Below are 22,923 nucleotides of genomic sequence, written 5' to 3'. Positions count from 1 at the left end.
GCCCCTTCCCTTGTCTCCAAGAGCCGGGCGCGGGACGATTGCCGGATGAAGAACGACCGGCTGGACGAGCTGCTGGGGTTGCTCGACAACAACACTTGCATGCTCGAGGTTGTCCAGGACGAGCTGCTGGGCGAGGACGACCCCGACTAGAGGCAACAAGTTGCCAGCCCGATACCGTTGAGCCAAAGGATCTCCGCCACTTACGTTCTCCCGACTCGCGCACGGAATGTCGTGCCCGGGAAGGGAAAGGAACTCTGATGAAGGCGAGACCTCTGCTGGCGGCGGTGTGCACCGAGAAGAAGAACAGCGCGGGCCACAAGGGCTGGGTCTCGCGGTCCAATGTCGGCACGATCTGGCCCATCGTCTCCGACTGCCGAGTCCGGCGGTTCCGCCTCGCCGCGTCGCGGACGACACCGGCCGGGAAGCGTTTCCCCTGCTCACCCCCCGCGCCGGTCAGCAGTCCCAGTGACCGAGATCACCTGGTCATCGGCGGAATGTCTGGGTTACTGTCCAGTACGCAGGATGATCCACATCACACAACAGTAAGTGAAGCTATGAAACTGACGTATCTGTTGTGGGGGGCCGAACTGAAGACCAATCTGCACGACCGTGACCTGCGGCGAACCCTGGCCCGCTCCGGAGTCAGCGAACTGCAGATCAACATCCGCGACGAGTACGTCGCCGCAGCGGAACTCTGGTTCTGCACCTACGACACTCCCGTCGACGCCGTGGTGACCATGCGCGGTGTCGAGGACGCGGACTTCGTCACCTCGCTGCTGCGACCGCTCGCCGACCGCCTCGAGGGCTTCCTGGTCGACGAGTACACCCCGGTGGCCCCGCCTCGCACCGACAGCGGTGCCCGCGCGGAAGCCTTGGCGCGCATCGCGATCCTGCGCATTCCCCCGGGTATGCCCCGCGACGAGTGGCTGCGAGCCTGGATCGGGGACCACACCCGGGTCTCGCTGGAGAATCAGGCCGCCGTCGGTTACATCCAGAATCCGGTCCTGGCCCCCATGACCGCCGGCGCCCGCGCCGACGCCATCGTCGAGGAACTCTTCCCCATGGAGGCCATGTCCGACCCACATGCCTACTGGGGCAGCGGCGGCGACGACGCCGAACTGGAACGCCGCCTCTCCAATATGCTCGACAGCACCTCCCGCTTCGGCGCCGACCGTGACATCGACGTCATCCCCACCAGCCGCTACGTCTACTCGCTGCGCTGAGCCCGATAGATACCGTTGTGGGGTAATTGTTTCCAATGTCCCCTATGTCTGATATTTGCTGAGGCGGCGAAAACTGTTGCCACGGCAACCCACTGACGAACCATGAGGTTTCGGGCCGTGTCGAATATCCGTAAGTCCTTTCCCGGGTGTTACGTTCGGGCGGATTTGCATATTCGATCGGCTTGGTGACATGTGGGTCATTCGGATAGGTTGCCGCGCTGATCCGACACGGTGGGATGGCGCAATGCTGCAGGTGAATCCGGCGCTCGACGAACCCCGGGTACGACCGCCCTCGTTCGGGGCGCTGCTGAGCAGATTGCGGCGGGCTCGAAGAATCTCGCGGGAGCGGCTGGCATTCGGGATCGGGACCAGCGCCAGTTACATCGTGCATTTGGAGAAGGGGTACCGCACCCATCCCGGCATCGAGGTGGTCGAGGCGATCGTCAGATACCTGGACCGGCACAGCCCGATCTCGTCGGCCGAGCAACGGCACCTGCTGGACCTCGCCGGACTCGGCCAGACCGCGTTCCCGACCGCCGAGGAGCTGACCGCGGCGGTCAGCCCGGAAATGCGGCAGGTACTGGTTCTGCACGAACCCAATCCGGCCGCCTATCTGGATATCCGGGGCACCGTGCTGGCGTGTAACGAGAATTACCGGCGGGCGTTCCCCGGACTGGATATCGGCGTCAATCTGCTGCACTGGTATCTCACGGACGACAATTCCCGCCGGGTACTCCCGGACCTGGACAACGAGATCCGGTTCGCCGTCCAAGGATTGCGGGGACTGCTGTCCGACAACAGCGCCGCCGACGGGGCCCGCGAATTCCTCGCCGAGCTCTCCCGTTTCGACATCGTCAGAGAACTGTGGGACGAAGCCCCCGCCAGCTACGGCAGACCGGAGCCGGCGATGCGCCTGCGCGACCCCGGGACCGGCCACGAGTACACCATCAACGCCCAGCTCTACGGTGTCACCGACGACCCGACCTACCCGGGACGCATGCAGTTCTTCCTCGGTATCCGCCCCACGAACGCCCCACCCGCCGAAAACCGGTCCGACCCGACGCCACCGGCCGACCGGATCAGCGACCCGCAGGGTGAACCGCTCGAGCATCTGCCCGGCCTCGCCTGACAGATCGGCCCGCCGCGCATGAGTGTCAGGCTGTACTCGCGCGAGGACTCCTGCTAGAAATCCATCGTGCTCAATGCATTTGCGCGTTCCCTGGCCGCACTGTCCGTCACCGCCGCCGCGATCGTCACCCCCGCGACCGCGTTCGCCGCGCCGGTCGAACCGTCGGACTGCGCTCCCACCCTGTCCCCCACCGAGATCGACGAGATCGTGCGGCTCTCCGATACCGGCGCCCTCGCCGGTGATGACCAGCTCGCGCGGCTCGACGACGCGGTGGCCCGCGATCACGGCCTCACCGAGATCCTCGAACGCCACACCGACCGGCGCGGCACCTTCGCGACCGGCCTGGACACGGTGGAGCAGCTCGCCGTGATGCCGCTCCAGCACACTCCGCGGGCGTTCGCCGATCCGGAATACGCCCATCGGGTCAGCTTCGATCTGCTGCGCCGGTTCCTCGACAATGTGCACGCGGAATTCAGCGGCGGCACTCCGGAACCGCACTGGCGCAGCTATTTCGCCCTGGCCGCCGACTGCTCGGCCTCCCCCGCCCGCGTCGCGCTGGCCGGGTACAACGCGCACCTGGTGGTCGACCTACCCCGGGCCGTGGCCGCGGCGGGCTCCACTCCGGCCGATGCGGGCGACTACTTCACGATCGTCGCGGGGATCGCGAGCATCGGCGATGTCATCACCGAGCGCACCGACCGGATCTACCGCGCGACGCTGGCCCCGCTGTGGCGCTTCTACTTCCTCGGCGAGGGTCTCGACGCCGCGCTCGGTCAGGGGGTGGCGACCAAGCCGATGCTGGTGTTCGCCGATCTGGCGGCCAACACCACCATCTTCGCCAATGGTCTCGCGCTCGAGAATCCGTCGCTCGCACCGGCCGTGGAGGCGGAGATCGAGCTGGAACGCCGCACCGCGGAGTCCGCGTTCGACGTGCTGGCCCAATTCGACGCCATCTGACCGGCTCGCATTTTCCGGCCGGCTGTCACGAGGCTCCGGATGCCCGCAGCGCCTTCCGGTCGATCTTTCCGGTGGGATTGCGCGGGATCTCCGGCACGACGGCGATCTCGCGGGGCCGCTGGAACCGGGACACCCGGTCGTGCAGGAATGCTCGAAGCTCTTCGGGACCGATGTCCTGCCCCGGCGCCACGACGGCGTAGGCGACCAGCCGCTGCCCGTAGTCGGCATCCTCGATCCCGATCACCGCGGCGTCGCACACCGCCGGGTGGGTCGCGAGCACGTTCTCCACTTCCTGCGGATACACGTTCTCCCCACCCGAGACGATCATGTCGTCGGCCCGGCCCGCGATGAACAGCCGCCCGCCCGGGTCGAGGTACCCGAGGTCGCCGGTGCTGATCAGACCGTCGGTGCGGGCCTTGTCGCCGCCACCGGAATACCCCGCGAAACCCAACGCGCTGCCGACGTAGATCTGCCCGACCGCCCATGCGGGCAACCGGGACCCGTCCACGCCGAGGATGCGCACGTCGGTGCCGCTGACCGGGCGGCCCACGGTGCCGAGCGCGACACGCAGATCGGCCGGTGTGGCCAAGGTGCCGATGCCGACTTCCGAAGAGCCGTAACCGTTGTAGAGCACGTCGCCGAAGGTCGCGATGAACGCCTCGGCCACGGCGGGCGCCAGCGGCGCGCCCCCGGACAGCACCACGCGCAGCGACGCCAGGTCGTGGTCGGCGCGCTTCTCGGCGGGCACGGCCAGGATGCGTTGCAGCATCACAGGCACTCCGGCGAACATCTCGACCCGGTGGGCGGCGATCGTCGCCAGCGCGTTCTCGGCGTCGAATCGCCTGCGCAGCACCAGTTTTCCGCCCAGGGTGATCCCGAGCAGGGCGATGCCGAGGCCGAAGCCGTGGAACATGGGGATGCCGACGGCGATCACCGCGCCCGCGCGCAATCCGGTGCGATGGATCACGCTCGCGGCGGTGCCCGCGATCATCGACACCCCCGGTTCGCGCGGCACCCCCTTGGGGATGCCCGTCGTGCCGGAGGTCAGGATCACCAAGCGGCCCGACGCCTTTCGCGCGGGGGCCGCGACGCCCATCCGCAGCCAGGCGTCGACGCTCGGGGCTATGGATCCGGCCGACCCGAAGCAGATCACCAGCGGTCCGGTGTAGCCCGCCGACCGCAGGACGGGCACGAACTCGGCATCGCAGAGCACCGCCGCCGGGTGATGGCGGTCGAGCGTGCGACTCAGCGCCTCGGCGTGGAAATCGGTATTGAGCAGCAGCGCGTCCGCGCCGGTGGCCAGCACCCCGAACAGCCCGGCGACGAAATACCGGCTGTTGCGGCACATCACCGCCACCCCGTCGCCGGTGCCGGCGCCGATCACGCGCTGCAGTCCGCCCGCCACGGCGTCGACGGTCGCCGACAGTTCCGCGTAGGTGACCGTGCCGCGGTCGTCGACCACCGCGGTCCGATTCGGCCACCGGGCCGCGGACAGGGACGGCAGGACCGGGGGGTTCGTGCGGTGGCCGGCCAGCGCGCAGCTCATGCGCACCGCCGCCCCGACCCCGACCGGGCGCAGCACCTGCGCCTCGGTCAGCGCCACTCCCAGCGCTATCCCGTTGCGCGCCAGCTTGATCCGACTCATCGCTGTCCCCCCGCACTCGCGGCCTCGGTGTCGCGGGTGGCCCGCGCCCACACCCGCATGAACGCGGCCATCGGGCCCGGCAGGGCGGTGGACATCACGTCGGCGGGCCACACCCACCAGGGGGCAAGGGCGCGCGGACGCCGCACGATGGCGCGGGCGACGATCTCGGCCGCCTCCTCCGGATACAGTCCGGGCAGCACCCGCATGATCGGGGTCGGCGCGCTCATCCGGGTGTACATCAAGGCCATGTAAGCGGTGGTGACGGTGAGGCCGTCGGCCCGCAATTCCGGTGTGACACTGCGCAACCAGACGTCGAAGGCCCCTTTGGACGCCTGGTAGGCGCCCCAGCGCGGGCCGGGCGCGATTCGCACGCCGACGGTGGAGATATTGATGATCTGGCCGCGGCCCGCCTCCCGCATGGGCGGCAGCAGACCCAGCAGCAGCCGGATCGGGCCCAGATAGTTGATGCCCATGGTGCGTTCGAAGTCGTGGAAGCGGTCGTACTGCAGGTGCAACGACCGCCGCATCGACTTGCCCGCGTTGTTCACGATCACATCCAGCGCGCCGTGCCGCTCGGTAATGGTCTTGGCCAGCTCCCCGGCCGCGACCTCGTCCGTCAGGTCCGCCGGATAGGAGAAGGCGCGCCCGCCCTTCGAATTCAACTCCGCGGCAAGGGCTTCCAAGCGCTCCGCGGTCCGCGCCACCAGCAGCACGGTCGCGTCGGCGGCGGCCAGCTCGCGAGCCACCGCCTCGCCCAGCCCGAAGGACGCGCCCGTGACGAGCACGGTCTTGCCGGACACCGCCCGCCGCAACGCTTTCCGATCGGAGGACCGCGGCGGGTTGACCGCCCGGTCCAACGTCATCCGGGCCGCGCGCACGACCGGGTTCTCACTGTTCGTCATCGCTCTTCCTTTTCCGCCTCGAGGGTCCCCGCCCCGGCGACCGCCTCGAGGGTCCGTAAACCGGCGATCTGTATCCGCGCGGCCAATCGCACGGTCTCGTCCCAGCCGCGGGCGTGCAGGTGGTGCCGCACACTGGTGAAGTTGTCGGCCAGACCGGTGATCACCGACCACAGCGTCGCCACCACGGTCCCGGTGTCGATCTGCGCGCCGAGGCCCGGAATCCGCATCCGCTCGACGGTTCGCAGAATCAGGTCGTAGGCGCGCGCGGCCGCGAGCACCAGCTGACCGCCCACCTCGTGATCGACGTCCACCTCTCCCGCCAGGACCGCCCAGATATCGAGCTCCCGCCCATACACCCGGTACATCTCGGCGTATTCCGTGGCGATCGCCACGAACAGGTCCTCGGGGTCCGCGAGGCTCTCGCACAGCGGCTCGATCTTCGCGACGAATTCCCCGAGTCGCTCGGCGTACAGGGCCGCGTACAGCGCTTCCTTGGTCGCGAAGTACGTGTACACGGTGCCCGGACTGATGCCCGCCCCTTTGGCCACATCGCGCATCTGCAGCGCGGCGTAGCCCTGCTCGGTCAGCAACCCTCGTCCGGCGTCGAGGATGTCGCCCCGACGAGCCTCGCGGTCACCCCACTTCGCGGCCATCTACCTGCCATTCTGAACACGGTTCATATTGAACACGGTTCAGAATGCAGTAGGTGTAACCAGGTGTCAACACCTGACTAGGAGAAGCGCTGTCCCGGAACGGGAGTGCGCGCACAGAGGCAGCGCAGCGAGAGGCTCCCCGAGTGCGGGAGGGGCGACGGGCCCCTCAGCGCGATTTGCGAACCAGAGCCACCCGCCGACGACGGCGACGGGCCGGGGCCGGCTGCGCGGAGCGGCGGGGCTTGCGGCCGTGGCGCAGCAGGATCATGAGCAGATCCTCCGCCGCGCGATAGTGCGGGATGTCGACCCACAGCCGCCAGAGGACCTCCGGGTCCCCGGCCTCCAGCACGGTGACACGGACCGGGAGGACGTAGGCGGCGATGCCGATATCGGAGAGCGCGAAAAGCACTCGATAGACGTGGGACTCGTCGAGGTCGGCGAGGATTCCCCACCCTCGCGCGTCGAGTCCGTTGCTCAAGCCCCGCGACGGGACCCAGTGCGGAGTCAGGCGCCCTACCGACCAGGGATCGGGGATCTCACGCGCCGCGGTCATGACGGCAGTCTATGCGCGTGAGCGAACCGGCGTCGCGGGTCGGCGTCGCGGCGCAGGTCGGGAGCGCTATCGGGTGGCGTCGTGGCGGACCGCGGTGACGGCCTTGCGGGCGGCGACCTGGACCGGGTCCCAGACCGGGGAGAAGGGTGGCGCGTAGCCGAGGTCCAGGGCGACGATCTGGTCGACGGTGAGACGCGCGGTCAGGGCGACGGCGACGATGTCGATGCGTTTGCCCGCGCCCTCGCGGCCGACGATCTGTGCGCCGAGGAGGCGGCCGGTGCGGCGTTCGGCGAGCATCTTCACGGTCATGGGGGCTGCTCCCGGGTAATAGCCGGAGCGGCTGGTGGATTCGATGGTGACAGTGACGAATTGCAGGCCGGCGGCGAGGGCGTCGCTCTCGCGCAGACCCGTTCGAGCGACCTCCAGATCGCACACCTTGCTGACCGCGGTGCCCACCACGCCCGGGAAGGTGGCGTAGTCACCGCCCACGCCGGAACCGATGATCTGGCCGTGCTTGTTGGCGTGGGTGCCCAGGGGGATGTGGCGTTCGGAGCCGGAGACGAGGTCGAGCACCTCCACGCAATCGCCTCCCGCCCAGATGTTCTCGTGCCCGCGCACCCGCATGGCGAGATCGGTGAGCAGACCCCCGGACTCCCCCAGCGGGAGACCCGCCGCGCGGGCGACGCCGGTGGCGGGGCGGACACCGATGCCGAGAATCACGACGTCGGCGGGATATTCGGCGTCGGCGGTGGCGACGGCGGTGACGCGCCCCCGTTCGTCGGTCCGGACGGCGGTCATCTCGGTGTCACCGATGACGTCGATACCCATGCCCTGCATCGATTTCCGGATCAGCGCGCCCATATCGGGATCGAGGGTGGACATCGGCTCGGCGCCCCGGTTGATCATGGTGACCTGGAATCCGCGATGGATCATCGCCTCCGCCATTTCCACCCCGATGTATCCCGCGCCCACCACCACCGCGCGCCGCCCCGGAATCGATTCGAGGGTGTCGATGAGCCGCTGACCGTCATCGAGGGTCTGCACACCATGCACCCCGTCGGCGTCGATACCGGGCAGCTCGGGCCGGATCGGCGTCGCACCGGTGGCGATCACGAGCTTGTCGTAACCGATCCAGCCTTCCTGCCCCGCGTCGAGCGCACGGAACCGCACCCGCCGCCCGGCCACATCGATCTCCACCACCTCGGTCCGCAGCCGCAGATCGATATCCCGCGCCCGATGCTGCTCCGGCGTCCGCGCGACGAGCTCATCCGGCCCACCGACTTCCCCACCGACCCAATACGGAATCCCGCACGCCGAATACGAGGTGAAATGCCCCCGCTCGAAGACGACGATCTCCAACTCCCGCACGCTCTTCAGCCTGCGCGCCTGCGAAGCCGCCGCCATCCCCGCCGCGTCCCCACCGATGATCACCACGCGTTCGCTCATGACTGACACCGTACGAGGTCACGGCCCACGAAACCGGGACCAACCTGTTCCGCCGCGGGGCGCGGCCGTCGGAGGCCCAGCGCAGGACGCCCTCGCTGACGGTTCCGCGCCGCCGCGCTCCCCCGTATCCACTCCGACGGCCACCGCTGCCACCGGCAGCGCACAACACGGCAATTTACCGGGCTTGACGCCGGTACCGATGCGCTGGTGCGGCAATGCCCCTTGGGCGGCCCGAGTCAATTGCCTTGGGCGGCAACAGCTTGCCGACGCGGCAGCTTAGGTGATGACCTGCCGCAAATCAATGGCAAGCCGAAATGCGATACGGCACAGAATTAGCCAAGCGTCCGGTTCTGCCCTCAGGTAAGCTACTCGCCAGTATTCGATTCAGGTTACGGTCCAGCGTGGGCTCGATGGACGGTCCGACGGGGAGGTCGGGCGCAGCGAGGCAGGGTAGGTGCAGGTGTTGATCAGAGGGCTGAGATTGCCATTCGCCGTGCGGTGCGGCGTGATATCGATGGGCCGCACCGGGCTGAACTCGAATGTCGTTGCGCGCGAATCGATGCGGGGCATCACATCCTAGCAACGCGCGGGGCTCGATCCCGCACATCACTTCTCGGGGGGGACTCGAGCTACCGAGGAGACTCTGTGTCTGGCATTGCCACTGCCGTGAATATCCCCGAGCGCAGCCTTTCCGGCTTGCCGCTCCTGGGAATTCGATCCCGGCTGCGTCGACCTCCGCCCGATCGGGCAACCTCGAACAATCTCTAAAACTCTTGGTGTAGTAGACATTTCACACATGCGCGCGGTGCCGTTGCGCGCAGGTGCGTGCTCGTCGTGAGGAAGGATCTCGAGTAGTGACCCGATCAGATTTCCCCGTAGCTGTCGTTGGAATGGCGTGCCGGCTGCCGGGAGTTGCTGATCTCGACGACTTCTGGCGGCTACTCGGCGAGGGACGCGCCACCGTCGGCGCCGCCCCGGCGGCGCGCGCGAATCTCAGCGAACGCGCGAGTTTCCTGGATTCCGTGAGCGATTTCGACGCGGAGTTCTTCGGCATCGCCCCCCATGAGGCCCGATCGATCGATCCACAGCAATTGCTCGCGCTGGAGCTGAGCTGGGAAGCCCTCGAAGACGCGGGGCTGGCCGATGTGGCCCGCGAATCGCGCCGGGGCGGGGTGTTTCTCGGTTGTACCAGCGGTGACTTCGCGGAACTCGTCAACGCCGCCGAAGGGCCCGGCATCACGCGCCACTCCCTGTGGGGCGCGACGCGCGGAATCATCGCCAACCGGGTTTCCAACTATTTCGGTTTCACCGGCCCCAGCCTGTTGGTCGACAGCGCCCAGGCCTCCTCACTGGTCGCGGTGCACCTGGCGTGCGAGAGCCTGCGGGCGGGTGAAACCGATATCGCATTGGCCGGTGGCGTCAATCTGATCCTCTCGCCGACCAGTGGTGAACGGATCGAACACTTCGGCGCGCAGTCGGCACAGGGCCGGTGCTATACCTTCGACTCGCGCGCGGACGGATTCGTGCGCGGCGAAGGCGGTGGCGTGATCGTGCTGAAGCCGCTGGCACAGGCGATCGACGACGGCGACCGGATTCACGCCGTAATCCGTGGTAGCGCGGTCAATACCGGCAATGAGCGGCGGGTGTTGAGCGCGCCGAGTCGCGAAGCGCAGGTCGCCGCGATTCGCTCCGCGCTCGAGGCGGCCGATGTGCCCGCCGATTCCGTGCAGTACGTCGAATTGCACGGCACGGGAACACCGGCGGGCGACCCGGTCGAGGCCGCCGCACTCGGCGCGACATATGGCTCCGATCGCGAACCGAATTCGCCGCTGGCGGTGGGGTCGGTCAAAACGAATGTAGGCCACCTGGAGGGCGCCGCCGGGATCATCGGCCTCATCAAGACCGCGCTGTGTCTGCGCCACCGCGAACTCGTGGCCAGCCTCAATTTCGAGCGGCCCAATCCGGCTATTCCCCTGGATGATCTGTGCTTGCGTGTGGTCAGCGAACCGGAGCAGTGGGCTGCGACCGCCATTCGGCGGGCGGGCGTCTCCGCATTCGGTATGGGCGGTTCGAACGTTCACTTGATCCTCGACGAGGCTCCGATCGCGGACATCGCGACAACAACCAGCAAGCCCGAAGACGCCGCCGAGGTGCCCATCATGCTCTCCGCGCGCGATGAGGTCGGCCTCCGCGCGCAAGCGAGTCGGCTCCGTGACTGGCTGGTGCGTCACCCGGAACTCGCCCTTGTCGACGTGGCGTATTCACTGCTCACCGCCCGCGCCCAGATGCCTTGGCGGGCAGAATTTTCCGTGTCGAGCAGCGAGCAGCTACTGGTCGTGCTGGGAACGCTCGCCGAGCACGGCGGCGGTTCGGACCGCACCGGACTGCCGGTGGACTTCACGGCTGGGGCGACCGGTGTCCGGGTAGACCTGCCGCCGTATGCATTTCACCGCCGGGAGAACTCCACCGAGCTCGAATCCGTCGATTCGCCGCCGGTAGCGCCCGCCCCGACGGTCCTCGCGCACCAGCTGCGAGCGATGCCCGAATATCAGCACCGCGCCGCGGTTCTCGCCGTGGTCCGCGAGCAGGCCGCCGCGGTCCTCGGGTACGAATCGGCCGAGTCGATTCGCGGCGACCTGCCGTTCACCGATCTCGGGTTCGACTCGCTCAGTGGCGTGGAACTGCAAAAACGCCTGACCCGGGCGACGGGTGTGGAATTGCCGCCCTCGCTCGTCTTCGATCACCCCACCGCCACCTCGGTGGCCGACCTGCTGAGGTCACGCGCCACCGCGTCCGGTGAGAAGCGCGGCCGGGTCACGCGGCGAACCTCCTCGGACGAGCCGATCGCGATCGTCGGCATGGGTGCGCGGTTCCCCGGTGGTATCTCCTCCGCCGAGGACCTGTGGGACCTGGTCGCGGCGGGGCGCGACGCGATCGGTGATTTCCCCGCCGATCGCGGTTGGGATCTCGATCGCCTCTACGATCCCGACGCCGACAAGGCGGGCACCGTCTACACGCGACGAGGTGGCTTCCTCAGCGGCGCAGGTGATTTCGATCCCGGCTTCTTCGGGATCAGCCCGCGCGAGGCACTGGCGATGGATCCGCAGCAGCGGGTGTTCCTCGAAACCGCGTGGGAAGCCCTCGAAGACGCCGGAATCGACCCGACCACACTGCGCGGCAGTGATACCGGTGTCTTCGTGGGAGCCTGCGCGTCAGGGTATTCCGGTCTCGTCACCGGCGAGCTGGAAGGCTTCCGGCTGACCGGCACCTCGCACAGCGTCATCTCGGGGCGGCTCGCCTACATCCTCGGCCTGGAGGGGCCGGCGGTGACGGTGGACACCGCGTGCTCCTCCTCGCTGGTGGCGCTGCACTCGGCGTGCCAGGCATTGCGCAGGGGCGAGAGCTCTCTGGTTCTCGCCGGAGGCGTGACCATCGCCGCGACTCCCGACCTGTATGTCGATTTCTCTCGGCAGCGCGGGCTGTCGCGCGACGGCCGCTGCAAGGCCTTCTCCGCCGCTGCCGACGGTGTCGGCTGGTCCGAGGGATCGGGGGTGCTCGTTCTGGAGCGGCTCTCCGACGCTCGCCGGCTGGGACACGACGTCCTGGCGGTGGTGCGTGGTAGCGCGGTCAACCAGGACGGTGCGAGCAATGGGCTCACCGCACCCAATGGGCCGTCGCAGCAACGCGTGATCGAACAGGCCCTCGCCGACGCCGGTATCTCGGCGGCCGATGTGGACGCCGTCGAGGCGCACGGCACCGGTACTAGACTGGGCGATCCGATCGAGGCACAGGCGCTGATCGCCGTCTACGGACAGGCTCGCGGCGACCGGGAACCCCTGCGGATCGGTTCGCTCAAATCGAATATCGGCCATACCGTCGCCGCCGCCGGCGTCGCCGGTGTGATCAAGACCGTCCAATCGATGCGGCATGGACGACTGCCGCGCACCCTGCATGCGGAAACGCCGTCCCCGCATGTGGATTGGAATGCGGGTGCGGTACGGCTGCTGGCCGAGGCCGAACCGTGGGAGCGCGGGGAGCGGCCGCGCCGGGCGGGGGTGTCGTCGTTCGGGATCAGCGGAACGAACGCGCATGTGATCCTCGAGGAAGCGCCCGTCGACGCGGCGACATCGGACACTGCGCGCGGCGGCTCGGATCTCCCGAACACGAGCGCGGTGCCGCTGGTCGTCTCGGGGAAGAGCGACGCGGCGCTGCGCGCACAGGCCGCCCGCTTGCGACTGTGGTTGTCGGAACGTCCGCAGCTGGATGTCGCCGAGGTCGCCGGTGCGCTGACTTCGACTCGGGCGCAACTCGATTCGCGCGCGGTGGTGTTCGGACGCGACCGGGACGAGCTGCTCGAGCGGTTGCGGGCCGTCGCCGATGCGGGCAGTGGCGCAGACATTGTCACCGGAACCCTCGTCGCGGGCCAGACCGCGTTTCTGTTCACCGGACAGGGTGCCCAGCGAGTCGGCATGGGCGCCGACCTCTACAGCGCTTTCCCTGCCTTCGCGACCGCACTGGACGAGGTGTGCGCACACCTCGATCCGCTCCTCGGGCGGTCACTGCGTGAGGTGATGTTCACCGATGCCACCGGCGTGCTCGATCGCACCGAATGGACGCAACCCGCGCTCTTCGCCTTCGAAGTCGCGCTGTACCGGCTGCTGGAATCGTTCGGAACGGCGCCGGACGTCCTCGCGGGCCACTCCATCGGCGAACTGTCGGCCGCCCACGTGGCCGGAGTGCTGTCGCTGCCCGACGCCTGCGCACTCGTGGCGGCCCGCGGCCGGTTGATGGGCGAACTCCCCGAGGGCGGGGCGATGCTCGCCGTCGCCGTCGACGAGGCACGAGCTAACGGCATCATCGCCGGACACGATGGCCTCCTCTCGCTCGCCGCGGTCAATGCCCCGGCCGCGACGGTGCTCTCCGGTGACTCCGACGCGATCGACGCGGTCGAACGAGACATGGCCGCCGAGGGAATACAGACCACCCGGCTGCGCGTCAGCCACGCTTTCCATTCGGCACGAATGGATCCGATGCTGGCGGGATTCCGCACGATCGCGGAGAGCCTCACCTATCACCCGCCCCGGGTGCCCATCGTTTCCACCGTCATCGCAGACCTGGCGGGCGAGACCATCGCCACCCCCGACTACTGGGTGCGGCAGGTGCGGGACGCCGTCCGCTTCGCACCCGCGATCGCCACCCTGCTCGCGAGCGGAGTGCGGCGATTCGTCGAAGTGGGACCGGATGCCATTCTCAGCGCGGCGACCAACCGGTACCTGGCGATGGACCCGGCCATCGAGTCGTCGACCTCGGTCGTGGCCACTTCACGACGGTCGAATGATCAGGTACCGCAGCTGCTCTCCGCCCTGGCGCAGCTCCATGTCACCGGTGACCCCGTCGACTGGCGGCCACTGCTGCCCGCCTCGGATCGACGAATCCCGTTGCCGACCTATGCATTCCAGCATCAACGCTTCTGGCTGCGTCCGAGTCTCGCCGCAGGCACGTCCGGTCATCACCCGATTCTGACCGGTGTCGTCGGGGTCGCGGGCACCGATGAATGGTTGTTCACCGGCCGACTGTCCATGCGCGAACACCCGTGGATCACCGACCATGCGGCGCACGGCGTCGTGGTCGTCCCGAGTGCGGTCCTGGTGGAATTCCTGCTCATCGCGGGCATGCGAATCGACTGCGATGTGCTCGACGAGCTCACGCTGCAGGTTCCGATCGTGCCCGCCGACGACGATGAGATCGAACTCCAGGTCGCTGTTCGGGCGCCCGAGTCCGGGCGTCGGCCTTTCGACTTCTACTTCCGGAAGTCCGCGGATGCTCCGTGGGTACTCAATGCGACCGGCGCACTCGCGCAAGAACATTCGAGCGACTCGGAGGCATTGCGGTCGCTCGGCCAGGCGTGGCCGCCCGCCAATGCGGAAGCGCTCGACGCGACGCGGATTCCGAGCCTGATGACACAGGGCTCCGGGCTCGAATACGGCCCGGCGTTCGGTGGCGTCCATGCCGTGTGGCGACAGGCGGACGCTGTCTTCTCCGAGATCTCCCTGCGCGCCGAGGTGGGTGACGCGGCCCGTGCTTTCGGTCTGCATCCCACGCTGCTGGATATGACGGTGCATGCCGGACTCGCCGAATTGCTGTGGCGCGGAGTCGATCACGAACCGGGCTCGGGGAAATTGTTGTTCCGCTGGGGCGGTGCGCGATTCCACCGGCCGATGGCCGACCGATCGGCGCAGCCGACATCGCTTCGAGTCGCCGCCGTCGCGACGGGGCCGGAGACCATCTCCGTCGGCGCGGTCGATTCCTTTGGCCGGCCGATCGTTTCGGTGGATGCCGTCGTCATGCGCCCGTACGACGTGCGACGGTTCTTCGAAGGACTGTCCGAGAACACGGCCGATCTGTATCAGGTGCGTTGGGAGCGCGCGGGCGGCGAGGTCGTCGGCGACGAGGAGCGAAATCCGACAGCGGTGGCGTACCGTCCGGAGCTCCTGGGCGAACCAGCCGATATCCGTTCGGCGGCCCGACGGGCCGTGAACGAGACGCTTGCCCGGCTGAATTCGTGGCTGCTGGACGAACGGCAATCGGATGCACAGCTGGTCGTCATCACCGCCGGCGCAATAGGAGTCGCCGACGAAACCCCCGATCTCATCGCGGCCGCGGTGTGGGGTGTGGTGCGCACCGCGCAGTCGGAGAATCCGGATCGCTTCGTCCTCGTCGACGAGGACCCGGCGGCGCCGTTGGATGCCGAAGCGCTGGTCGCCGTGATGCGTACGGGGCAACCGCAGGTCGCGATTCGCGGTTCCGAGGTGCTCGTACCACGATTGGTTCGCGCCGAGACCGACGACGCCGATGTCGACCGCACCCCGTTCGGAACCGGAACGGTGCTGATCACCGGCGGCACAGGCGGATTGGGCGCGTTGTTCGCCCGGCATCTCGTGACCGAGTACGGCGTCCGGAACCTGGCGTTGACCTCCCGCCGCGGCCCCGACGCTCCCGGTGCGGCGGCCCTGGTCGAAGAATTGGCAACCCTGGGCGCCCAGGCTCGGATCATCGCCTGCGACATAGCCGACCGTGAATCAGTACGACAGCTGGTGAGCGGTCTGGAACCGAGCGCGGTGATCCACGCCGCGGGTGTCCTCGACGACGGCACCATCGGCTCCCTGACCGCCGAGCAGGTCGACCGGGTCTTGGCGCCGAAGGTCGCGGGCGCGTGGAATCTGCACGAAGCGACCGAGGGCATCGACCTCTCCGCATTCGTGCTGTTCTCCTCGGTCGCGGGAGTGATCGGTTCGGCCGGGCAGGGCAACTATGCCGCCGCGAACAGCTTCCTGGACGCGCTGGCCGAGCGGCGACGCGCTGCCGGACTGGCTGCGACGTCCTTGGCCTGGGGACCGTGGGGCGAGGCGGGCGGAATGACGGGCGAGTTGGACCGCGTCGCCGTCGCCCGGTGGGATCGCCTCGGGCTCGGGCAGATCGAACGCGCCGTGGGACTGCGCCTGTTCGATGACGCACTCGCGCATCGTGCCGCGCGCCTGGTTCCGCTGCGTTTCGATGCCACCGCACTGCGTCGCGGATCCGACGGTCGCGCGCTGCCGCCGGTCCTGCGCGGGTTCGTACGGCGTCCCGCCGAGTCCGTGAAATCCGTTGGTGCGGTGGAGACATTGGCTGCGAGGCTGGCCGAGGCGGGTTCGGACCGCAGTGCCGACCTGACCCTGGAGACGGTGCGCGCCCAGGTGGCCGCCGTCCTCGGACATGATTCCGGTGACTCGATCGATGCCGAGACGCCGTTCCGGGAACTGGGCCTCGATTCATTGGGCGGAGTGGAGCTGCGGAATCGGCTCGGTAAGGCCACCGGTCTGTCTCTGCCCTCGACCCTGGTCTTCGATTATCCGACGCCCGCGGCGGTGGCGAAGCTGGTCCAGTCGAGAGTCGCGCCGGCGGCGACACCGGCGGCGAAGCCGGTGGCGTCGAACGCCGCACGCACCGATGAGCCGATCGCGATCGTCGGCATGGCCTGCCGCTACCCGGGAGGCGTCGAATCCCCCGACGCGCTATGGGATCTGGTGTTCGCGGGAAGGGACGCGACCAGCGAATTCCCGTCCGACCGCGGCTGGGAGCTGGACCGGCTGATCGACCCGGACCCCGACAACCCGGGCACCACCTATTCGGGTCGTGGTGGATTCATCACCGGCGCCGCCGATTTCGACGCGGGCTTCTTCGGAATCGGTCCCCGTGAGGCGGTCGCCATGGATCCGCAGCAGCGGTTGCTGCTCGAAGTGTCCTGGGAGGCGCTCGAACACGCGGGAATCGACCCGACCTCATTGCGCGGCAGCGATACCGGCGTCTATTCGGGCGTGATGTACCAGGACTACGAGTCGCTGACCCGCAACGCGGGTCCGGAGGTCGAGGGTTACGCGCTCACCGGATCGCTGGGCAGCGTGGTCTCGGGGCGGATCGGCTACGCCCTGGGACTGGAAGGCCCCGCGCTGACGGTGGACACCGCGTGCTCGTCCTCGCTGGTGGCGCTGCATCTGGCGTGCCGTGCGCTGCGGCAGGGGGAAAGCTCCCTGGCGCTGGTCGGCGGGGCCACGGTCATGGCCACGCCCGCGGTCTTCCTCGACTTCTCCCGCCAGCGCGGTCTCGCCTCGGACGGGCGCTGCAAATCGTTCTCCGCGGCCGCCGACGGCGTGGCGTGGTCGGAAGGTGCGGCCGTGCTGGTCGTCGAACGGCTCTCGGACGCACAGCGGCTCGGCCACACCGTGCTCGCGGTCGTCCGCGGCAGCGCGGTCAATCAGGACGGCGCCAGCAATGGTCTGACCGCACCCAACGGACCGGCGCAGGAGCGGGTGATCGCCGAGGCGCTGGCCGCCGCCGGTTTGACGGCAGCGGACGTGGACGCCGTCGAGGCGCACGGCACCGGCACCACCCTGGGCGACCCGATCGAGGCGCACGCGCTGATCGCCACCTATGGGCAAGCTCGCGGCGACCGGGAACCCCTGCGGATCGGCTCGCTCAAATCCAATATCGGGCATGCGCAAGCGGCCGCGGGCGTCGGCGGAATCATCAAGATGGTTCAGGCCATGCACCATCACGTGCTACCGCGCACCCTGCACGCGGACGAGCTTTCACCGCATGTCGATTGGTCATCGGGAGCCGTGCGGGTGCTCACCGACGCCGAGCCGTGGCCCGGCGGTGACCGGCTGCGCCGCGCCGGCGTCTCGTCCTTCGGCATCAGCGGGACGAACGCCCACGTCATCCTCGAGGAGCCGCCCGCGACCGCGGCCGAACCCGCCGTCGTCCCGGCGCATCCGAGCGTCGCCGCCCTGATGATCTCGGGGCGGTCCGAGGCGGCCCTGCTCGATCAGGCGGATCGGTTGCGGCAGTGGATGATCGAGCGCCCGGAACTCGCCGCGCGCGATGTCGCCTCGGCCCTGGTCGGCACCCGGGCGCGACTGGACTGGCGCGGCGGGGTCATCGGTCGCGACCGTGACGAACTGCTCGCCGGCTTGGCGGCCCTCGCCGACGGGCAGGCCACCACGACCGCCGTCGCGGGCACGGCGACACCGGGGCGAGTGGCGTTCCTGTTCACCGGGCAGGGCGCGCAGCGCCGCGGCATGGGTGCCGGGCTCTACCGCGACTACCCGGCCTTCGCGAGCGCCCTCGACGAAGTGTGCGCCGAATTCGACGGCCGTCTCGGCGGATCGCTGCGCGCGGTGATGTTCGATGCGCCCGAAAACGGGCTGAACCGAACCGAATTCACGCAGCCCGCGCTGTTCGCCTTCGAAGTGGCGCTGTTCCGGCTGCTGGAGTCCTTCGGCGTGATACCGGACGTGGTCGCCGGACATTCCATCGGTGAGCTCGCCGCGGCGTATGTCGCGGGCGTGTGGTCGCTGCCGGACGCGTGCGCACTGGTGGCGGCACGCGGACGGCTGATGGGTGGGCTGCCCGAAGGCGGCGCGATGCTCGCGGTGGCCGTCTCCGAGGCGGACGCGGCAGCGGTGGTGGCCGACTATTCCGATCGCCTCTCGGTAGCGGCGGTCAATGGGCCCGCCGCCGTGGTGCTCTCGGGCGATGAGGACGCCGTCGCCGAGGTCGACCAGCTGTTCGAGCAGCGCGGTGTCCGGACGAGTCGGCTGCGGGTCAGCCACGCGTTCCATTCGGCGCGTATGGACCCGATGCTGGGCGAATTCCGCACTGTGGCTGAGGGATTGACCTATCGGCAGCCGCTGCTGCCGATCGTTTCGAACGTCACCGGCACCGAGGCGGGCGACGCCGTCCGCGACCCGGAGTACTGGGTGGCGCAGGTGCGTGGCTGTGTCCGTTTCGCGCCGGGAGTGGACACCCTGATCGCGAGCGGTGTGCGGAAGTTCCTCGAAGTCGGCCCGGATGCGGTGCTCACCGCCATGACGTCGGCCTGTCTGGCGCAGCACCCCGAGGTGGAGTCGAAAGCCCTGGCGGTGGCGGTGTCGCGGCGGTCGATGGACGAGCCGACCGCGTTCGTCACCGCATTGGCGCGGGCGGACGCCGCCGGTATTCCCGTCGACTGGTCGCAGGCTCATGACCGGCCTGCTGTCCGTGTCGCCCTGCCCACCTACGCGTTCCAGCGTCAGCGCTATTGGGCCCGGCCCGTCGTGGCGAACGATGTCCGGCGTTCGGGACTCGAAGACGCCGGGCATCCGCTGCTCGGCGCGATCGTCCGGCTGCCGGGCTCGGAGCAGGTGGTGTTCACCGGCCGGCTGTCGCGAAGCGCGCAGCCCTGGCTCGAAGACCACGCGGTCGCGGGCACGGTGCTCTTGCCCGGCGCCGCCCTGGCGGAGCTCGCGCTGCATACCGGTGCGGTCACCGGGCGGCCGCGTCTGACCGAACTGGTGATCGAGGCGCCGCTGCCGATTCCGGCGGATGCGGGGGTCCAGCTGCGCCTGGTGGTGGGCGAACCCGACGAGTCGAACGGCGTGACGGCACAGTTCTATTCACGAGTCGAGAACGCCGGACCCGACGGCGAATCGCAGTGGACGCGCCACGCCTCCGCGACCCTCACCGACGACGCGTTCGCACCGTCGAACCCGGGCGGATCGCACGATTGGCCGCCCGCGGACGCCGCGGCGATCGCCGTCGAAGACGGCTACGCGGCACTGGCGGAACGCGGCTACCGATACGGGCCGGCCTTCCGAGGCGTGCGCTCGTTGTGGGCGCGTGCCGGTGAGGCGTTCGCCGAGATCGCACTGCCGGATTCGGTCCGCGACCAGGCCGGGGAGTTCGGGATCCACCCCGCCCTCCTGGATTCGGCGCTGCACGCGATCCTGCTGGGCGGGCTGATTCCCGCGCCGCCGAATGGTTCGGTCGCCGTTCCGTTCTCCTGGGAACACGTCGGCCTGCGTGGAATCGGATCGAACGCCCTTCGGGTGCACGCGAGGGTTTCCGACTCCGGGGGCGAGCGCATCAGCTTGACCTTCACCGACCAGGCCGGCTCGCCGGTCGGTGAGGTGGGGGCACTGACCCTGCGTGCCATCGCGGCGGGCGCACTCACCGAATCCCGGCGCGACCGCCTCGGCTACCACGTCGATTGGGTGGCCCGGCCGCAACCGGACGGCGGGACAGTGGATGTCGTCTGGGCCGGCACCGCACCGGACGGGGACTACGAGATCGCCACGATCGGCGAGCGCAGACATGTGGTCGCATCGATCGAACCGGCGACCACGACCGGATCCGTGCCGGAATCGGTGCGCCGGACGGTCATCGACGTCGCCACGCGAGTGCGGCGACTGTTGGACGGCGATGATCCCGTCGTGGTGGTCACCCGCCGGGCGGTCGCGGCCGAGGCCGGCGAGCGCATCGATCCGGCGAGCGCCGCCGTGTGGGGCCTGCTCCGCACCGCGCAGAGCGAGAACCCGGACCGGATCAGGCTCGTGGACATCGGCGGGGACGGCGCCCTGCGCGCAGGCGTGGAGTCGGCGTCGACGATCGCCGACGAATCCCAGCTGGCGGTGCGGGGTTCGGCGGTGTACGTCCCGCGAGTCACCCGCGACTCCGGCGCCCTGACCGCTCCCGACGGTGCGGCCTTTGCGCTGACCCTCCGTGACCGGGGAACCCTGGCCATGGAGAACTTCGGACTCGACGAAACCGCGGGCGCGACAACCGCGCTCGAGCCGGGCCAGGTCCGGGTGAGTATGCGGACGGTGGGCCTGAACTTCCGCGATGTGCTCATGGCGTTGGGCACCTACCCGGATCCGCTCGGCCGCATCGGCGGCGAGGGCGCGGGCGTCGTGCTGGAAGTCGGGGCCGACGTCACCGACTTCGCCGTCGGTGATCGCGTTTTCGGTTTCACCCCCGGTATGGGTTCGGTTGTCGTGGTGGATCGGCGACTGCTCGCACCGATGCCACGGGGCTGGTCGTTCGCACAGGCCGCCGCCGTTCCGATCGTGTACGCGACCGCCTACTACGGTCTGGTCGACCTCGCCGACGCCCGGTCCGGTGAGACGGTGCTGCTGCACGCGGCGACTGGCGGCGTCGGCATGGCGGCGGTGCAACTCGCCCGGCACCTGGGGCTGCGCGTCCTGGCCACGGCGAGCAAACCCAAGTGGAACGTACTGCGCGACATGGGTTTCGACGATCCGGATATCGCCGATTCCCGAACCCTCGATTTCGAACGGAGATTCCTGGAGCGCACCGGCGGCGCCGGCGTGGACATCGTGCTCGATTCGCTGGCAGGCGACTTCGTGGACGCCTCGCTGCGCCTGCTCCCCCGCGGCGGCCGATTCGTCGAGATGGGGATGATCGACCGTCGCGACTCGGTCGAGGTCGGAGCGACACACCCCGGCGTCCGCTACGCCAGTTTCATGCTGATGGAGGCGGGACCCGAGCGGCTGCGGGAGATTCTGGCAGCCCTCGTGGCACTGTTCGACCGCGGCGAGCTCACGCCGTATCCGATCACCGCATGGGATCTGCGGCGCGCCCCTGACGCCTTCCGCCACCTCAGCCAGGCCCGGGGTGTCGGCAAGAACGTGCTGACCGTCCCGACACCGCCGCGCACCGACGGAACCGTGCTGATCACCGGCGGCACCGGCGGTTTGGGGGTGGTGGCCGCGCGCCACCTCATCACCGACCACGGTGCGCGCAGGCTCGTGCTCGTGAGCCGACGCGGCATGGAGACGCCCGGTGCGGCGGAAGCGGTCGCCGAACTCACCGCACTCGGCGCGCATGTGGACGTCGTCGCGTGCGATGCGGCCGATCGGGCGGCGCTCGACCGGCTGCTCGCCACGATCCCCGCACGGCACCCGCTGACCATGGTCGTGCACGCGGCAGGTGTGCTGGCCGACGGCCTGCTCGCCACCATGACCGACGAGCAGATCGCACGGGTCCTGCGTCCCAAGGTCGACGCCGCGTGGAATCTGCACGAGGCCACCGCGGGTATGGACCTCTCGGCCTTCGTGCTCTATTCCTCGATCGCGGGGGTGCTCGGCACGGCGGGCCAGGCCAACTACGCCGCCGCCAACACCTTCCTCGACGCACTGGCGCACCTGCGGCACGCCGAGGGACTCCCCGCGACCTCCATCGCATGGGGGCCGTGGCAGCAGAGCAGCGGAATGACCGGCGATCTGACCGAAGCCGATCTGGCACGACTGCGACGGGAGGGCCTGCTCCCGTTGAATGCGGACGAGGGCATGGACCTTTTCGATGCGGCGACGACCACCGGCCGTCCCACCTCCGTGGCGGTCCGCATGGACCGCGACGCGCTCGGCGCGGGCGACCCGGCCGGTGTCCGCCCGATCATGCGGGCACTGTCCAGGCCGGCGGCCACCTCGGCGACAGTGCTGAAGCAGCGGGGGGCGGTGACCGAACCGGCGACGGCGGAGATCGCCGCCGATTCGGGACAGCTGGTCACCCGCCTGCTCGGTCGTTCGGCCGAGGAGCAGAAGCGGGTCCTGCTCGGCGTGATCGGCGTGCACGCGGCGGCCGTGCTCGGGCACACCGGCGCCGACACGTTGGAGCCGGATAAACCGTTCAGCGCGATCGGGTTCGACTCGCTCGGGGTGATGGAATTCCGCAACAGGTTGAAATCGGCTGCGGGAGTGCAGTTGTCGGCGACCGCGATGTTCGATCACCCGACCCCGGCGGCCCTGGCCGAGTTCCTCCGTCAGGAGTTGGTGCCCGCCGACGCGGCCGCGCGGGCGCTCGCCGCCGAAGTCGACTCGCTCACCGAAAGTTTCGCCGAGGCGGAACTGACCAGGTCGGAACGTTCCGACCTGGCCGAGAAGTTGTCCGCGCTACTACGCAAGCTCGAGGACGTAGCGGCCGATCGAACCGATCGCGGCCCGCTGCACCCACCAAGGGTGAACGACGCCGGCGATCTCGAATCCGCCGACGACGACGAGCTTTTCGAATTCATCGACAGCCTCTGAGCTGATGGACCAG

The 22,923-nt window shown here is 69.1% G+C and carries 9 protein-coding genes; 4 read left to right on the top strand and 5 right to left on the bottom strand.

The features are described 5' to 3' along the window. Positions 1-554 precede the first annotated feature (554 nt). The 3 genes from ACFV4K_RS06970 (at position 555) to ACFV4K_RS06960 (ending at position 3,309) form a co-directional block, all read left to right on the top strand. Positions 555-1,223, top strand: a complete 669-nt coding sequence (locus tag ACFV4K_RS06970; RefSeq protein WP_379272730.1) for a hypothetical protein — start codon at positions 555-557, stop codon at positions 1,221-1,223. A 244-nt stretch (positions 1,224-1,467) separates the two neighbouring features. Then, entirely contained in the window at positions 1,468-2,352 is an 885-nt protein-coding gene (locus ACFV4K_RS06965; RefSeq protein ID WP_379272728.1) for a helix-turn-helix domain-containing protein, read from the top strand. Between the two features lie 66 nt (positions 2,353-2,418). After that, positions 2,419-3,309: a DUF5995 family protein gene (locus tag ACFV4K_RS06960; RefSeq protein WP_379272726.1), complete on the top strand. Its 891-nt coding sequence runs from the start codon at positions 2,419-2,421 to the stop codon at positions 3,307-3,309. Positions 3,310-3,334: 25 nt separating this feature from the next. Here ACFV4K_RS06960 and ACFV4K_RS06955 read toward each other — a convergent pair whose 3' ends face one another. From ACFV4K_RS06955 to ACFV4K_RS06935, 5 genes are all read right to left on the bottom strand, one after another. Next, positions 3,335-4,954, bottom strand: coding sequence for an AMP-binding protein (locus ACFV4K_RS06955; RefSeq protein ID WP_379272725.1), 1,620 nt, complete (start codon positions 4,952-4,954; stop codon positions 3,335-3,337). Continuing rightward, the gene (locus ACFV4K_RS06950) at positions 4,951-5,856 is read right to left on the bottom strand and encodes an SDR family NAD(P)-dependent oxidoreductase (protein ID WP_379272723.1); all 906 of its coding nucleotides are present in this window, start codon (positions 5,854-5,856) and stop codon (positions 4,951-4,953) included. Before ACFV4K_RS06950 ends, ACFV4K_RS06955 begins: the two co-directional genes overlap by 4 nt. Continuing rightward, entirely contained in the window at positions 5,853-6,509 is a 657-nt protein-coding gene (locus ACFV4K_RS06945) for a TetR/AcrR family transcriptional regulator (protein WP_379272721.1), read from the bottom strand. Before ACFV4K_RS06945 ends, ACFV4K_RS06950 begins: the two co-directional genes overlap by 4 nt. A gap of 166 nt (positions 6,510-6,675) precedes the next feature. Next, on the bottom strand, positions 6,676-7,062 hold the full coding sequence (locus ACFV4K_RS06940; protein WP_379272720.1) for a hypothetical protein: 387 nt from the start codon (positions 7,060-7,062) through the stop codon (positions 6,676-6,678). 66 nt (positions 7,063-7,128) lie between these two features. Beyond that, positions 7,129-8,508 carry an FAD-dependent oxidoreductase gene (locus ACFV4K_RS06935; RefSeq protein WP_379272718.1) on the bottom strand — a complete coding sequence of 460 codons (1,380 nt, stop codon included), beginning with the start codon at positions 8,506-8,508 and terminating at the stop codon, positions 7,129-7,131. A gap of 854 nt (positions 8,509-9,362) precedes the next feature. Here ACFV4K_RS06935 and ACFV4K_RS06930 point away from each other — a divergent pair. After that, positions 9,363-22,910: an SDR family NAD(P)-dependent oxidoreductase gene (locus ACFV4K_RS06930; RefSeq protein WP_379272717.1), complete on the top strand. Its 13,548-nt coding sequence runs from the start codon at positions 9,363-9,365 to the stop codon at positions 22,908-22,910. Positions 22,911-22,923: the final 13 nt, after the last annotated feature.

Source organism: Nocardia sp. NPDC059764 (genome assembly GCF_042732555.1).
Taxonomy (GTDB): domain Bacteria; phylum Actinomycetota; class Actinomycetes; order Mycobacteriales; family Mycobacteriaceae; genus Nocardia.
The sequence above is the reverse complement of the archived record's forward strand: the minus strand, read 5'-3'. Positions and strand labels throughout refer to the sequence as shown.